Consider the following 13,909-nt stretch of genomic DNA (forward strand, 5'->3'; position numbering starts at 1 on the left):
CTTCCTCTCAGGACGCGCGGGCCAGGCCCGGCGAGATCACTAGGCGCCGCAGGGCGGCGAAGGCGAGCTGGACGAGCACGGCCAGGGCGACGACCAGGAACGTCCCGCCGACGACGAGCTGGTAGTCCTTGCGGGCCAGCCCGTCGATGATGTAGCGGCCGAGGCCGCCGAAGCCGGGGTAGGCGGCGATCGTGGCCGTCGCGACGACCTGGATCGCGGACGTGCGGAGGCCGAGGAGGATCAGCGGGAGCGCGATCGGGATCTCCGCCCGCCACAGGACGCCCCAGCCCGTCATGCCCATGCCGCGGGCGGCGTCCCTGGCGTCCGGGTCGACGCCGCGGACGCCCTCGTAGGTGTTCACGAGGATCGGCGGGACGGCCAGCGCCACGAGGGCGACCAGGACGGGCACGATGCTGTAGTCGATCACGACGATGAGGAGGATCAGGCCGAACGTCGGGATGGCGCGGGCGATGTTCGCGACGCTGACCGCGAGGAATCCGCCGCGTCCGGTGTGTCCGACGAGAGCGCCGAGGGTCAGGCCGATGAGGGCGGCGAAGAGGAGCGAGACGCCGCTGTAGTAGAGGTGCTCCAGGAGGCGGTGCGGGATGCCGTCCTCACCGTGCCATTGCGCGGACGCGGTGAGCCACGCCCAGGTGAGCTCGATCTGGTTCCACACGGTCATGCCGCCCTTCCGCGCGCCCAGGGGGTGAGGAGGCGCTGCACGAGGACGAGCAGCGCGTCCGTGATCAGGGCCAGCGCGACGATGAGCACGGACGCCGCGACGATCTGCGTCGGGAACTGGAGCTGGTAGCCGCGGATGATGTCGTAGCCGAGCCCGCCCTGGCCGATGAGCTGGCCGATCGCGACGAGGCTGATGGACGAGACGGCCGCGACGCGGACGCCGGCGATCACGATCGGGACGGCGATCGGCAGTTCCACCCGGACGAGTCGTCGGAGCGTTCCGAATCCCATCGCGGTCGCGGCCTGCCGGACGGGTTCGGAGACGGAGCCGAGGCCGTCCACGACGTTCGGGACCAGGACGGAGAGGCTGTAGAGGGTCAGCGGGATCATCACCGTGGCCGGTTCCAGGCCGGTGTACTGGATGAACACCATGAACAGGGCGATCGACGGGATCGCGTACAGGATGTTCGACACCGTCAGGACGGGCGCGTACAGCCGGCCCCAGCGGCGGCAGGCGAGCCCCAGCGGCAGGGAGATCAGGAGGCCGAACAGGACGGGCAGGAGCGCCAGCCTGAGGTGGGTCACGGCGTTCGCGGAGAGCGTGTCGGTGTGCTCTCCTATCCAGCCCCAGTCGATGTCCATCAGCGCGGGCCCTCCAGGAGGTCGGTCCCTCCGGCGACCCCCACGACGGACCCGTCGCCGTCCACGCCGACGGCCAGGCCGGAGGCGGACAGGACGGCCGCGTCCAGGGCGACCCGCACCGAGTCGGTACCGGGGCGGAAGGTGGGGCCGACCGGGGCGAGCGCCGCGTCCGCCAGGGAGCCGTCGACGTCGGCGCCCCGCGCCCATCCCAGCGGACGGCGTTTCTCGTCCACGACGAGCACCCAGTCGAGGCCCTCCGTGTCGCTGGAGGTGACCGGGCGTACGACGTCGTCGCGCAGCCTCAGCTTGGACGTCCCGGCGAAGGACAGGCTCCGGATGCCGCGGTTCTGCCCGATGAACCCGGCGACGAAGTCGTCGGCCGGGTCCGCGAGGAGCTCTTCGGGGGCCGCGACCTGGACGAGCTTCCCGCCCGTCCGGAAGACCGCGATCCGGTCGCCGAGCCTGATGGCCTCGTCGATGTCGTGGGTGACGAACACGATGGTCTTGCGGAGTTCGGCCTGGAGGCGGAGGAGCTCGTCCTGGAGTTCGGCGCGGACGACGGGGTCGACGGCGCTGAACGGCTCGTCCATCAGCATGACCGGCGGGTCGGCGGCGAGCGCGCGGGCGACGCCGACGCGCTGCTGCTGGCCGCCGGACAGCTGGTACGGGTACCGCTTCGCCATGCCGGGCTCGAGGCCCACGCGTTCCATCAGCTCGCGGGCGGCCGCGCGGGCGTCCTTCTTCCTGCGACCGAGCAGGTACGGGACGGTGGCGATGTTGTCCTCGATGGTGCGGTGCGGGAACAGCCCGGCGTGCTGGATGACGTAACCGATGCCGCGCCGCAGTTCGGCGGGTCTGCGGTCGCGCACGTCGCCGCCGTCGATGAGGACGCGCCCGCCGGTGGGATCGACCATCCGGTTGATCGTGCGCAGCGCGGTGGTCTTGCCGCCGCCGGACGTCCCGACGAACACGGTGATCCGGCCGGTGGGGCACTCGAGGGTGACGTCGTCGAGCGCCACGGTGCCGTCGGGGTAGCGCTTCGTCACGCCCTCAAAGGTGATCAAAGAGATTCACATCCTGATGATCGATTCCGGTCATCGCCCTGCACCCTAACCAAAAGTCCGTTATAGCCATCACGTCCCGGTGGACGCCCGGACGACGAGGGCGGGTTCCCGGACGACCCTGCGCCGCCGCGGCACGCCGTCGATGACGTCCACGACCAGCCGGACGGCGGCGTCGACGATGCCGCCCATGTCCCAGTCGACGGTGGTGAGCGGCGGGGTGAGCAGCCCGGACATGGGGTGGTTGTCGTAGCCGCAGACCGCGACGTCGCCGGGCACGCGCAGGTCGAGTTCGCGCGTGGCGGCGTAGACGCCGTAGGCGATCGAGTCGGCGAAGCAGAACACGGCCGTGGGGTGGTCGGGGCGGCCGAGGACCCGGGCGGCGACCTCGGTGGCCTCGCCCAGGGACTGCGGCACGGCCACCACGTCCACGCGCAGGCCGAGCCGCTGCGCCTCGGCGTGCACGTACACGTCGGCCGGGCGGTCCGGGGTGCTCGCCCGCGTGGACGTGAAGACGGTGACGCGCCGGTGGCCCAGCCCGCGCAGGTGCTCCAGGGCGACGGTGACGCCGCGCCGGTTGTCGAAGACCACCTCGCCCTGGGCGCGACCGCCGTGCAGGGAGTCCCCGATCGAGACGACCGGGACCGTCTCGGCGAGTTCCGCCCAGAGCTCCGCGGCGGGGTCGAGCGGCTGCACGATGAGGCCGTCGACGCGCTGGTCGCGCAGCCGCCGGGCGAGGGCGAGCTCGCGCGCCGGGTCGCCGCCCGCGTCCACGATCAGGGCGTAGCGGTCGCGGGCGAGGAGCGCCCGGCCGATCCCGACGGCGAGGGACTGCTGCCAGTAGTCCTCGAGGGAGCCGCACAGCAGCCCCACCTGCCCGGTGCGCCCGGACGCCAGGGCGCGCGCGATCGGGTGCGCCTCGTACCCCAGCTCCCGCGCCGCCGCGCGGACGCGCTCCTGCGTCCGCTCCGACGTCTGGATGCCGCGCAGGGCGTAGGACACCGCCGCGGGCGACAACCCTGTCGCCTGCGCCACCTCGCGGATGGTCGCGCGCTTGCGCCTGTCCGGCATCCCCCAACCCTAAAGCCAGGGTCGGACGAAACGACCGTCCGTTCTCGCCGCCAACCTGCTGAAACGCTTCAGTGAAACGTTTGAGCGACGTGATTCCGCCAACGTCGCGCAGGGCTCCGGCAGGCCCCGGACGGGGGTGACGGGGCCTGCCGGAAGGGGCCGCCGCCCGGATGCCGCCCTGCGCCGGCCGGCCGCCCTCATTCCTTAAGCGCCCGCCATGCGGGAAATGTCACCCCGCCCGTGCGGGCTGCTCCCGCACGTTCTCGGAACCGGTCTCCACGGCAGGACGCTGGACCGGGACGATCGCCTGCACCGGGTGCAGGGCCGCGCGGAGCCGGGGCCGCAGCCACGCCGCCGCCGGACGCTCGACCCACCGGTGCACGGCGTACGCGGCGGCCAGCGACACGGCGGTCAGGAGCACCAGCGCGGCCCACCTGTCCAGCGCCGGGTACACCGCGTCCAGCAAGGGGAGCGCCACCTGCGAGTGGACGAGGTACAGCGGGTACGTCAGCGCGCCGAGGACCGTCAGCCCGCTCCAGCGCAGCCGGCGGAGCCGCCCCGTCGCCACGAGGATCATCACGAGGAAGATCCCGGTCACGGCGGCGGACACGACCGTCTCCTCCCCGCCCTCGAAGGCGTGGCGGGCGCGCCAGGCGCCCCAGTGGAGCGCGAGCAGCCACGAGACCGCCACGAACCCCCACAGCAGGAGCGTCGGGCCGAACCGGTGGATCATGTAGAGCGCCATGCCCCCGATGAAGTACGGGCTCCATGTCGGCACCAGCATCACCTGGAGCAGTTCGCTGCCCGCCTCGTCCGCGTACAGCCCGCCGAACAGCCACGCCGCCATGAAGACGAGGCACGAGCGGTAGCTGAGGCCGATCCCGGCCAGCACGGCGACGAGCACGTAGAAGTGCATCTCGACCCAGAGCGTCCAGTAGACGGCGTCCACGTTCCGGACACCGAGGCCGCCCTGCATCATCGTCAGGTTCGGGACGACCAGCCCCGGCACGCCGTGCCCCTGCCGGAACACCAGGTACACCGCCGCGCCGAGCAGCACGCTCAGCCAGTAGGCGGGCATCAGCCGGACGAGGCGCGACACGCCGAACTCGCCCGGCCCGCGCCCCCACGCGCTCATCAGGATCACGAACCCGCTGATCATGAAGAACAGGTCCACGCCGAGATAGCCGTAGCGGGTGATCCCCGCGATCTCCGGAAAGACCTCGGCGGACGGCTCGGGCCACGCGCCGGGGCCGGCGAAACCGGTGAAGTGGTACAGCACCACCGCGAGCGCGGCGGCGAAGCGCAGCAGGTCGAGTTCGCGGAGACGGTCGTGTCGGGTCACCGCGGCACCCTCCCGCCACCGGATGGCCCGCCCCGATCCTGCGCGTGAGCCACCGGTGAACGCCGGGTGTAGCCCGGACGGCGCGGCCCGATGCGGACGCCGGGCGGGGCGATGCGCGCAAGCGCGTGTCCGGGGGCGGCATCGATCAGTAAGATGCTCGTGCCCCCCGATTGAACTGGTGGTATTCCATGACATCTCGCCGCGCCCGACGCGGCGCGGCGCTGCTCGCGCTGTGCCTCGGCCTCACGGCGCCGGCGACGGCCGGCTGCCTCGCGGGCGGCGGGCCGGGCCAGGGCTCGGCCGCCGCCGCCGGGCCCGCCTCGACCGCTGCGGCGGCGGCGCGCACGTCCCCGCCGGTCGTGATGATCCTCGGCGACAGCTACACCGTCGGGGAGCGCGGCGTCCGGCCCGAGACCACCTACGCGTCCGCGGCGGCGCGGCTGCTCGGCTGGCAGGTCGTCCTCGGCGGCCGCGGCGGGACGGGGTTCGTCGTGACCGGCGGCGGCCGGGACGCGTTCCTCCAGCTGTTCGAGAGCCAACTCGGCTGGCGGCCCGCGCCCGACATGCTGCTGGTCTCGGGCGGCCACAACGACTGGAACGTGCCGCCCGCGGCGGTCGCCGCGGCCGCGCACGTCGTGCTGGAGCGGGCCCGGCAGCGCTGGGCGGGCACGCGGCTCGCCCTGATGGGCCCGCTGTGGGGCGACGGGTCGCCGCCGCAGCGCGCCCTCGCCGTCCGGGACGCGCTGCGGAACCTGGCGGCGCAGCTCGGCATCCCGTTCATCGACCCGATCGCCGGCCGCTGGATCACCGGCGACCGGCTCTCCGGCATGGGGAACGCGCTCCGCTACATCAAGCGGGACGGGACGCACCCGACCCCGGCGGGCCACCGCTACCTGGCGACCCGCCTGGCCGAGGACGTCCGCCGGCTGGGCATCGCCCGGCCGCGCCGGGCCGGCTAGCCGGAACGCCGGCGCGGCGGGAACGCGCCGGGTCAGCCGGCCGGGCGCGCCAGGGACAGCGAGAAGTCACCGGCCTCGTCCGTCCAGAACTCCGCGAGTTCCAGGCCGGCCGCGCCGAGTTCCGTTTCGAGGCGGTCCCTGCGGAACTTGGCCGACACCTCCGTGCGCATCTCCTCGCCCTCGCGGAACGACACCTCCAGGTCGAGGGCGCCGACGCGCACGTCCTGGTCCCGGACGGAGCGGAGCCGCATCTCGATCCACTCGTCGCCGTCGTCCCAGACGGCGACGTGCTCGAACGCCGCCGGGTCGAAGTCGGCGCCGAGTTCCCTGTTGATGACGTGCAGGACGTTCCGGTTGAACTCGGCGGTGATCCCGGCCGCGTCGTCGTAGGCGGGGACGAGCCGTGCGGCGTCCTTGACGAGATCGGCGCCGAGCAGCAGGAAGTCGCCGTCGGACATGGTCGCGCGCAGGCCGCCGAGGAACCCGATGCGCGCCGCGGGCAGCATGTTCCCGATCGTCCCGCCGAGGAAGGCGATCAGGCGCCGCTCACCGCCGGGGAGCAGGTGCAGGTGCTGCTCGTAGTCGGCGGCGACGGACCGGACGGCCAGGTCCGGATGGTCGGCGGCGATCCCGGCGGCGGCGTCGGCCAGGAAGTCGCCGCTCACGTCGACCGGGACGTAGGCGCGCAGCGTGCCCGACAGCGCGTCCAGCAGCAGCCGCGTCTTCTCCCCCGACCCGGCGCCGAGTTCCAGCAGCGTCCGCGCGCCCGTGATGGCCGCGATGTCCGCCGCGCGGGCGATGAGGATCTCGCGCTCGCGGCGTGTCGGGTAGTACTCCTCCAACCGGGTGATCTCCTCGAACAGGGCGCTGCCCCGCTCGTCGTAGAACCACTTCGGCGGCAGCGTCTTCGGTGTCGCCGTGAGGCCCTCCCGGACGTCCTGGCGGAGCGTCTTGGCGAGGTCGTCGGCGGTCAGGAAGGTGTCCATGGGTTTCTCTCCTAAAGGGGGTCGATCCGGACGCCGGTCGCCGGCCCGGCCGTGACGAGCGAGCGGTCGGGCACCGGACGCCAGCCGGGGCCGTCGTCCAGTGGTTCCGACGCGATCCGGACCTCCTCCCCCGTCTCGTGGACGAACAGGGAGTCGCCCCAGGTCGTGGCGGCGAGGGCCGTCCCGTCCGAGGCGAGCAGGTTGTAGCGGCCCGGCGCGATCGCGGCGACCGCGTCGACGACCTCGGCGAGGCCGTCGCCGAGGGGCGTCCCCGCCCGCCACAGGCGGACGGCGTGGGCGAACAGCGGTGCGGAGTCGAGAGGGGCGCGGGCGTCGGGGACGTCGGCGACGTCCCCGGCGAGGTCCCGCAGCTTCGTCTCGACCGCCGGGAAGTCCTGGACGACGCCGTTGTGGCTGAACAGCCAGGGCCCGGAGCGGAACGGCTGCGCGCACGACTCGTCCACGGGGAACCCCGCGGTCGCCGAGCGGATCGCCGCGATCGCGCAGGACGCCCGGATCGCTCCCGCGACCTCGCGGAACGACTGGTCGGTCCAGAGCGGCTGCGCCCGCCGGAACCGGACGGGGCGGCCGTCCTGGTACCAGCCGGCGCCGAACCCGTCGGCGTTGAGGAGGTTCCCCCGCGTCATGCGGGGCGCGTAGGTCTGCCGCTCCAGCGAGTGCTCACCGTCGTAGATGAGGGAGCGCAGCGTGACGGGCGCCCCGAGATAGCCGAGGTGCCGGCACATCAGGCGCCCTCCCCGGCTGAGCGCGCGCAGCGGAAGCCGGCGAAGATCTGGCGCCTGACCGGGTAGTCCCAGTTGCGGAAGGTGCCGCGGACGGCGAGGGGGTGCGTCGCCCAGGAGCCGCCGCGCAGCACCTTGTACTCCGGGCCGAAGAACACCTCCGAGTACTCCTTGTACGGGAAGGACCGGAATCCGGGGTAGGCGTGGAAGTCGGACGACGTCCATTCCCATACGTCGCCGATGAGGCGCCGGACGCCGTGAGGGGACGCGCCGTCCGCGAACGCGCCCTCCGGTGAGGGACGCAGGGCGCGCTGCCCGAGGTTGGCGCGTCCCTCCTCGTACGTGTCGCCCCAGGGGAAGCGCCGGGAGCGCTGCGCGTCCGGGTCCCAGCGGGCGGCCTTCTCCCATTCGGCCTCGGTCGGCAGCCGCCGGCCCGCCCAGCGCGCGTAGGCGTCGGCCTCGTACCAGCACACGTGCTGGACGGGTTCGGACATCGGGACGGGCTCGGTCCGCCCGAAGCGCCGCCGCAGCCACGCCCCGCTATCGCGGTGCCAGAAGGCGGGGGCGCGTTTGCCGCTGAAGTTCCGCCACTCCCAGCCGGCGGGCGTCCACCAGCGGGGGTCGTCGTACCCGCCCGCTTCCATGAACGCGTGGTAGGCGGCGTTCGACACCGGTTCCGTGTCGATGAAGTAGGCGGGGACGTCGACGATGTGGCCTGGACGCTCGTTGTCGTAGGCCCACGGGTCGTCCGAGGTGCCCATCTCGAACGGCCCCGCCTCGATGAGCACCTCGGCGGCGTCCGTCCGGTCCGGAACCGCGGACGGCGGCGGCGGATCGAGCAGGGCGGGCGCACCGCGGCGGAGCTGGTGCGTGGCGAGCATCGTCTCGTCGTGCATGTGCTCGTGCTGCACGACCATCCCGTACACGAACCCGCCGCCGGTGAGCGGGTTCCCGGTGTCGAAGCGCACGGACGGCAGCGCGTCCAGCACCCGCTCCCGCACGGCGGCGAGGTAGGCGCGGGCCTCGTCGGGCGGCAGCAGCGGCAGCGACGGCCGCTCGGCGCGCGGGTGCTCGAACGCGTCGTACAGCCCGTCGATCTCCGGGCGTATCGCGTCCGCGCCGGTGACGGCGCGCAGCAGCCACAGCTCCTCGTAGTTCCCCACGTGCGCGAGGTCCCAGACGAGCGGCGACATCAGCGGCGACACCTGCGCGGTGAGGTCGGGGACGTCGAGGACGCCGGTGGTGAGGCCGAGGCTGCGGTCGCGGGACGCGCCCAGCTCGGACGCGATCAGCTCCTTGAGCGCATCCGGTTCCGGGTGGCTCAGCGGACCCATGAGGTCTCCTCCTGGACATGGCGGGCGGGCCGGTCGTCGGCGGGGCAGCGGCCGGCGTCGGGGTAGCGGCGGGTGTACTCGTCCACGACCGGGACGAGGGCGTCGGCGCCGAGCCTCGGCAGGGCGTCGAGCGCGGCGTGGAAGCAGGCGCGGGCGGCGCGGGCCAGGGCGGGATCGGACAGGCCGGCGCGGGCGGCCTCCGCCCACCGGTCCGCGACCGGTTCCGTCGCCTCCTCGGCCGCAGCCGACGCGGCGGGGTCGTCCATCAGCGCCGCGGCGACCGCGACCGGAACCGGCCAGTACCGGCCGGGCAGTGCGTCGATCATCCGGAGTTCCAGCCAGCCGCGCGGCCGGACCGGCGGGAACAGCGTCGACAGGTGGTAGCGCAGGTCATCGGCGTCCGGCTCGCCCTTGTCGAGCCATTCGCGAAACGACATGCCGGGGTCGGCCGCCCAGCCGCCGGCGGGCGTCCGCATCAGCATGACGCGCGCGTCGAGGGCGTACCGCGCCCATGCCTCGGCCGGGTCCCCGGCCGCGCCGTCACGCAGGACGGGCAGGGTGCGGCACGGGTCGAGCTCCGTCCAGATGCCCTGCCGGGACGACCGGAACCCGGTGCGCCGGCCCGCCCGGAACGGGGAGTTGGCGAACGCGGCGATGAGGACGGGCCCGAGAGCGTGCGCGAGGCGCCAGCGGCGGGCCGCGTCGGCGGTGTCGGCGCCGATGTCCACGCACACCTGGACGGACGCGGTGGAGCACATCATCGCGAGCCCGGCGTCGGGGAAGCCGCCCGCCTGGAAGTAGTCGCGCATGCACTGGTAGCGGGGATGCTCGGCCTGGAACCGGGGCCGCCGCACCGGGTCGACGCCGTGCCCCACGAGCGCGAGCCCGGCGGGGGCGAGCGCGTCCCGGACATGGGCGATGTCGCCGTCGAGCGCCGCGTACAGCGCGGCGAGGCCGGGGAAGGGCGCGGAGCTGAGCTCCAGCTGCCCGCCCGGCTCGTAGGTGACGCCGCTTCCGCCGGACGGCGGCCCGGCGTCCGCCACGAGCTCCCGGACGCGCGCGGCCGGGACGTGTGCCTCGGGATCGGCGGCGTCGACGACCAGCCACTCGGTCTCCGCGCCGACGGTCCCGGGCGGGCCGGTCTTGAAGCAGACCCCGCGGATGTGCTGATAGACGTCGTCCACGGTCAGGCGCGTCATGGGCCGACCCCCTCCGGATTTCGACAGCGAGTTCGAAGCCTTCCCAGCTGAACCGGATCAGAAATCCGGCATCGGGGAATGAAGTTGCTTAAATCTCGGTGAACATCACTCAGAGTAGTCATGCGGTGACATGAGGCACTATTCGGCGCCACGCCCGGCCGCCTGCTTCTCAGCCGTCCACCCGAGCCGCTAGAGTCCCGCTACCCGGCGGTAGGACCAGGACGGACCAGGACCGACATAGCACCGGCGCCGGCAGCACCCACCCGGAGGTCACATGCGCGGGGACTCGGGCTCCCTGTACGACGCGCACGCCGCCCGGCTCTACGCCCACTGCTGGTCGCTCGTCGGCGACCGGGCGGCGGCCGCGGCGCTCGCCGACACGTTCGCGGCGGCCGTGCACCAGCCCCCGCGCGGCGACCGCGTCCTCTGGCTGCACTCCCTGGCCCGCGCCGCCTGCGCCTCCCACGGCGACGGCGGGCCGTTCGGTGAGGACGACGCGCTGCTGCGCGCGGCCGGGACGCTCCGGCCCGACCAGCGCGAGGTCCTGCTGCTGTGGGCGGGCGAATGGCTCGAGACGCACGACATCGCCCGCGTCCTCGGCATCGCGCCCGACACCGTCGCGCAGCTGCTGGCGGCGGCCCGCACCCGGCTGGAGCGCGCCGTCCTCGACATCCTCATGCGCGGGACCGACACCCCGGAGCACGACCTCATCACCGCGTTCGAGAAGGGCCGCCTGCCGCAGCTGCTGGCCCGCCGCGCGCCGTCCGCCCCGCCCCCGCCGCTGCGCGACGAGATCATCGCGGCGTGCGAGCGGGAGGCCGCCCGGCTCCTGCCGAGCGTCGCCGCGCCGGCCCCGCTCATCGTCATCGGCGACGGCGGGACGCGGGAGCGGCGGGCGAAGCCCCGCGGGCTGTCGCGCGGGCTCTCCGCCGTCGCCGGGCTCGCCGCGTCCGCGGCCGCCGTCGTCGGCCTGCTCATCTCGTGGCCGATGGCGAAGGGCGGCCCGGCGGCGTCGCTCGTCCCGACGTCGGGCAGCGGCACCCCGGACCTGCCGTCCGCGGAGCCGGCCGGGCACACCCCCGCGCCGGACGCGACGCCCGGCGCGGGCCGCGGCCCGTCCGAGAACCGGGTGACCAGCGCGCACGACGGCGAGCCGGAGCCTGCCGGTCCCCCGTCGAACGCGAGCCTCCCGGCGCCCGGTGCCCGTCCGGCCGCGCCCCCGCCCGGCACCCCCGAGGCGTCCCCGGCCGAGCCGTCGAAGCCCGCGAAGCCGAAGCCGATCAAGCGGCCGGTGCGTCCGCCGACGCCCACGGCACCGCCGGAGACCCCGCCGGCCCCGGTGCCGGACGACTCCACCCCGCCGCCCGCGACGACGCCTCCGGCGGAGACGCCGTCCGAGCCGCCGAGCCCGGCGCCGACGGCCGGCCCGTCACCGGAGCCCGCCCCGGGCTGACGCGGAGGCGTACCGCCCTCACGCCGCGGCGGCGCCGTCGACGGGGCTCGTTCCCCTGCGGACGAGCAGCGCCGCCAGGATCGCGGCCAGCGCGACGGCGCCCGCCACGGTCAGCGAGGTCTGGAAGCCGTCCATGAAGGCCAGGTGGCTGCCCGTCGTGATGGCCTCCGCCACGGGTTCCGGCGAGCCGGGCGGGACGGGCGCGACGCCCTGCGACACGAGCCCGCCCTCCCCGGACAGCCGCTGCGCCGCGCTCCCCGGGACGCCCGCGTCCGTGAGCCGCCCGAACAGGACGTCGCCGACCCTGGTCGACAGCAGGACGCCGAGCACCGACGTGCCGAGGATCCCGCCGATCTGGGACGCGGTCTGCTGCAGCCCGCCCGCGACGCCGGCCAGCTCCGCCGGGGCGTTCCCCACGATGGCCTCCGTCCCGGCGACGATCACGAATCCGAACGCGAGCCCGATCAGCACGAACCACGGCCAGAGCTGGACGTAGGCGGCGTCCACTCCGATCCGCGACAGCCCGAACATCGCGCTCGCCGTGAACGCCATGCCGAGGGCGAGCGGCAGACGCGGACCGAACCGGCTGGTCAGCGCGCCCGCGATGGGCGAGGCGACGATGAAGACACCGGTCATCGGCAGCATCCGGACGCCCGCGTCCACCGGGCTCATGCCGTGCACCTGCTGCAGGTAGAGGGTGATGAAGAACAGCGTCCCGAACATGCCGAAGAACCCGAGGACGATCAGCCCGGTGGCCGCCGACAGGGCCGTCGAGCGGAACAGGCCGAGAGGCAGCAGCGGATGCGGCACACGCAGCTCGTTCCACACGAACACGGCGCCGAGCACCGCGGCGGCGGCGAACGACACCAGCGGCACGGTCGCGCCGAACCCGTCCTCGCCCGCCTTGATGAGACCCCAGACCAGCGCGAACAGCGAACCGCTCAGCAGGGCGACGCCGGACAGGTCGAACGCGCCGCCCGCGCTTCCGTCCCGCGACTCCCGGATCACCCAGGACCCGACGGCGAGCGCGATCAGGCCGAGCGGCGCGTTGAGGAAGAAGACCGACTCCCAGCTGACGTTCTCGACGAGCAGGCCGGCGACGATCGGCCCGCCCGCGATGGAGATGCCGACGGTCGAGCCCCAGATGCCGATCGCGGCGTTGAGCCGCTCCGGCGGGAACGTGTTGCGCAGGAGCGCGAGGCTCGCGGGCTGCAGCAGCGCCCCGGCGAACCCCTGCACGACCCGCCAGAAGATCACCATGCCGAGGCTCCCGGACGCGCCGATCAGCACGGACGCGACCGCGAACCCGATGACGCCCGCCAGGAACGTTCGTTTCCGCCCGAAGCGGTCGGCGATCTTCCCGGCCGGGATCAGGGTGACCGCGAGGGCGAGCAGGTAGGCGTTCGTCACCCACTGGAGACCCGCGAGGTCGGCGCCGAGGTCCTTGGCGATGGCGGGGTTGGCGATGGTCACGACGGTCGCGTCCAGGCCCACCATCATCACGCCGAGCGCGACGGCGAGGAGCGTGAGCCAGGGGTGCCCGTGCCCGGCGCGGCCCGGGGCGACCCGGTCGAGTGTCTGAGCCCGAGGGGCTCCACGTGTGTCGGTCTGCATGCGCCACAAACTGTCATGTGATGACATATGTCGTCAACCGTCGATCGACGTGATGCGACAAAATACATGGAACGACAAGAAGTACTTGGTGTCGCGTCGGCGTCCCGTTACAATGCGCGCATGACCGCGACCGCTCCCGAGGCCCACCCCGCGGAGCCCGGCTCCCCGCCCCCGGGCCGGCGCGAACGCAAGAAGCTGCAGACCCGCGAATCACTCATCGACGCGGCGTTCCGCCTCTTCGCGGAGAAGGGCTTCGACGCCACCACCGTCGAGGAGATCGCCGACGCCGTCGACATCTCGTCCCGCACGTTCTTCCGCTACTTCGCCTCGAAAGAGGACGTCGCGCTCACCTTCCAGGAGGAGCAGTCCCGGGCGCTGATGGCGGCGCTGGCCGCCCGCCCGCCCGACGAACCGATCATGACCGCGATCCGGCGCACCGTGGTCGGCATCACGCGCGCCTGCGAGAACGGCGAGCTCGGCTTCGACCCGCAGCGCTTCGAGTGCATGCTCTCCATGACCTCCGACAGCGGCGCCCTCATGGCGGGCAGCCTGGAGCACGCCCAGCGCAAGCACCGCGAGATGACCCAGGTCATCGGCGCGCGGATGGGCCTCGACCCCGCCACCGACCTGCGCCCCCACGTCGTGGCCGCCACGGTGATGGCCGCCTTCCGCGCGGCCTCCGAGGCCCTGGCCGATCCGAACTTCCCCTACACGACGCTCTCCGAGGCCGCGGACGCCGCCTTCGCCGTCCTCGAAGAGGGGCTCAACCTCCCCGCCCCGCAGAACGGCCGATGACGGCCCTCCACGGGTGGAGGGCCGTGGCC

13 protein-coding genes are annotated in these 13,909 nt (G+C 73.7%); 3 read left to right on the forward strand and 10 right to left on the reverse strand.

The genetic code is table 11. The features are described 5' to 3' along the window. Positions 1–7: 7 nt before the first annotated feature. From IE99_RS0105845 to IE99_RS0105865, 5 genes are all read right to left on the reverse strand, one after another. On the reverse strand, positions 8–682 hold the full coding sequence (locus tag IE99_RS0105845) for an ABC transporter permease (protein WP_030164720.1): 675 nt from the start codon (positions 680–682) through the stop codon (positions 8–10). Beyond that, positions 679–1,323: an ABC transporter permease gene (locus IE99_RS0105850; protein WP_030164724.1), complete on the reverse strand. Its 645-nt coding sequence runs from the start codon at positions 1,321–1,323 to the stop codon at positions 679–681. Before IE99_RS0105850 ends, IE99_RS0105845 begins: the two co-directional genes overlap by 4 nt. Beyond that, positions 1,323–2,387: an ABC transporter ATP-binding protein gene (locus IE99_RS0105855; RefSeq protein ID WP_030164729.1), complete on the reverse strand. Its 1,065-nt coding sequence runs from the start codon at positions 2,385–2,387 to the stop codon at positions 1,323–1,325. Before IE99_RS0105855 ends, IE99_RS0105850 begins: the two co-directional genes overlap by 1 nt. A gap of 69 nt (positions 2,388–2,456) precedes the next feature. Further along, a complete protein-coding gene (locus tag IE99_RS0105860) occupies positions 2,457–3,455 on the reverse strand; it encodes a LacI family DNA-binding transcriptional regulator (RefSeq protein WP_030164731.1) in 999 nt (332 codons plus the stop codon). A gap of 229 nt (positions 3,456–3,684) precedes the next feature. After that, positions 3,685–4,797, reverse strand: a complete 1,113-nt coding sequence (locus tag IE99_RS0105865; protein ID WP_051712081.1) for an acyltransferase family protein — start codon at positions 4,795–4,797, stop codon at positions 3,685–3,687. Positions 4,798–4,985: 188 nt separating this feature from the next. Between IE99_RS0105865 and IE99_RS0105870 the strand changes: the two genes are divergently transcribed. After that, on the forward strand, positions 4,986–5,756 hold the full coding sequence (locus IE99_RS0105870; RefSeq protein WP_030164736.1) for an SGNH/GDSL hydrolase family protein: 771 nt from the start codon (positions 4,986–4,988) through the stop codon (positions 5,754–5,756). 32 nt (positions 5,757–5,788) lie between these two features. Here the strand turns inward: IE99_RS0105870 and egtD are convergent, their stop codons facing one another. From egtD to egtA, 4 genes are read right to left on the reverse strand one after another with little or no spacing between them, the layout of a single operon-like run. Beyond that, positions 5,789–6,742 (reverse strand): L-histidine N(alpha)-methyltransferase, encoded by a 954-nt coding sequence (egtD, locus tag IE99_RS0105875; protein WP_030164739.1) that lies wholly within the window; start codon positions 6,740–6,742, stop codon positions 5,789–5,791. Positions 6,743–6,753: 11 nt separating this feature from the next. Continuing rightward, positions 6,754–7,488, reverse strand: a complete 735-nt coding sequence (egtC, locus tag IE99_RS0105880) for an ergothioneine biosynthesis protein EgtC (protein ID WP_030164743.1) — start codon at positions 7,486–7,488, stop codon at positions 6,754–6,756. Then, positions 7,488–8,819 carry an ergothioneine biosynthesis protein EgtB gene (gene egtB, locus IE99_RS0105885; RefSeq protein ID WP_030164746.1) on the reverse strand — a complete coding sequence of 444 codons (1,332 nt, stop codon included), beginning with the start codon at positions 8,817–8,819 and terminating at the stop codon, positions 7,488–7,490. The genes egtC and egtB overlap by 1 nt, the downstream gene beginning before the upstream one ends. Then, positions 8,807–10,018, reverse strand: coding sequence for an ergothioneine biosynthesis glutamate--cysteine ligase EgtA (gene egtA / locus IE99_RS0105890; protein ID WP_030164750.1), 1,212 nt, complete (start codon positions 10,016–10,018; stop codon positions 8,807–8,809). The genes egtB and egtA overlap by 13 nt, the downstream gene beginning before the upstream one ends. 274 nt (positions 10,019–10,292) lie before the next feature. Here egtA and IE99_RS0105895 point away from each other — a divergent pair, with 274 nt between their 5' ends. Next, positions 10,293–11,471, forward strand: coding sequence for an RNA polymerase sigma factor (locus IE99_RS0105895; protein WP_030164752.1), 1,179 nt, complete (start codon positions 10,293–10,295; stop codon positions 11,469–11,471). Between the two features lie 18 nt (positions 11,472–11,489). Here the strand turns inward: IE99_RS0105895 and IE99_RS0105900 are convergent, their stop codons facing one another. Further along, positions 11,490–13,085, reverse strand: coding sequence for an MFS transporter (locus IE99_RS0105900; protein WP_051712083.1), 1,596 nt, complete (start codon positions 13,083–13,085; stop codon positions 11,490–11,492). Between the two features lie 120 nt (positions 13,086–13,205). Here IE99_RS0105900 and IE99_RS0105905 point away from each other — a divergent pair, with 120 nt between their 5' ends. Further along, positions 13,206–13,880, forward strand: a complete 675-nt coding sequence (locus tag IE99_RS0105905; protein ID WP_030164758.1) for a TetR family transcriptional regulator — start codon at positions 13,206–13,208, stop codon at positions 13,878–13,880. Positions 13,881–13,909: the final 29 nt, after the last annotated feature.

The sequence above is a fragment of the Spirillospora albida genome (assembly GCF_000718255.1).
In the GTDB taxonomy this organism is placed as follows: Bacteria; Actinomycetota; Actinomycetes; order Streptosporangiales; family Streptosporangiaceae; genus Spirillospora; species Spirillospora albida.

Bases quoted from the DNA above. Each gene is read 5' to 3' on its own strand.
- IE99_RS0105845 (WP_030164720.1), bottom strand. From the start codon at position 682: ATGACCGTGTGGAACCAGATCGAGCTCACCTGGGCGTGGCTCACCGCG.
- IE99_RS0105850 (WP_030164724.1), bottom strand. From the start codon at position 1,323: ATGGACATCGACTGGGGCTGGATAGGAGAGCACACCGACACGCTCTCC.
- IE99_RS0105860 (WP_030164731.1), bottom strand. From the start codon at position 3,455: ATGCCGGACAGGCGCAAGCGCGCGACCATCCGCGAGGTGGCGCAGGCG.
- IE99_RS0105870 (WP_030164736.1), top strand. From the start codon at position 4,986: ATGACATCTCGCCGCGCCCGACGCGGCGCGGCGCTGCTCGCGCTGTGC.
- egtD (WP_030164739.1), bottom strand. From the start codon at position 6,742: ATGGACACCTTCCTGACCGCCGACGACCTCGCCAAGACGCTCCGCCAG.
- egtC (WP_030164743.1), bottom strand. From the start codon at position 7,488: ATGTGCCGGCACCTCGGCTATCTCGGGGCGCCCGTCACGCTGCGCTCC.
- egtB (WP_030164746.1), bottom strand. From the start codon at position 8,819: ATGGGTCCGCTGAGCCACCCGGAACCGGATGCGCTCAAGGAGCTGATC.
- egtA (WP_030164750.1), bottom strand. From the start codon at position 10,018: ATGACGCGCCTGACCGTGGACGACGTCTATCAGCACATCCGCGGGGTC.
- IE99_RS0105895 (WP_030164752.1), top strand. From the start codon at position 10,293: ATGCGCGGGGACTCGGGCTCCCTGTACGACGCGCACGCCGCCCGGCTC.
- IE99_RS0105900 (WP_051712083.1), bottom strand. From the start codon at position 13,085: ATGCAGACCGACACACGTGGAGCCCCTCGGGCTCAGACACTCGACCGG.
- IE99_RS0105905 (WP_030164758.1), top strand. From the start codon at position 13,206: ATGACCGCGACCGCTCCCGAGGCCCACCCCGCGGAGCCCGGCTCCCCG.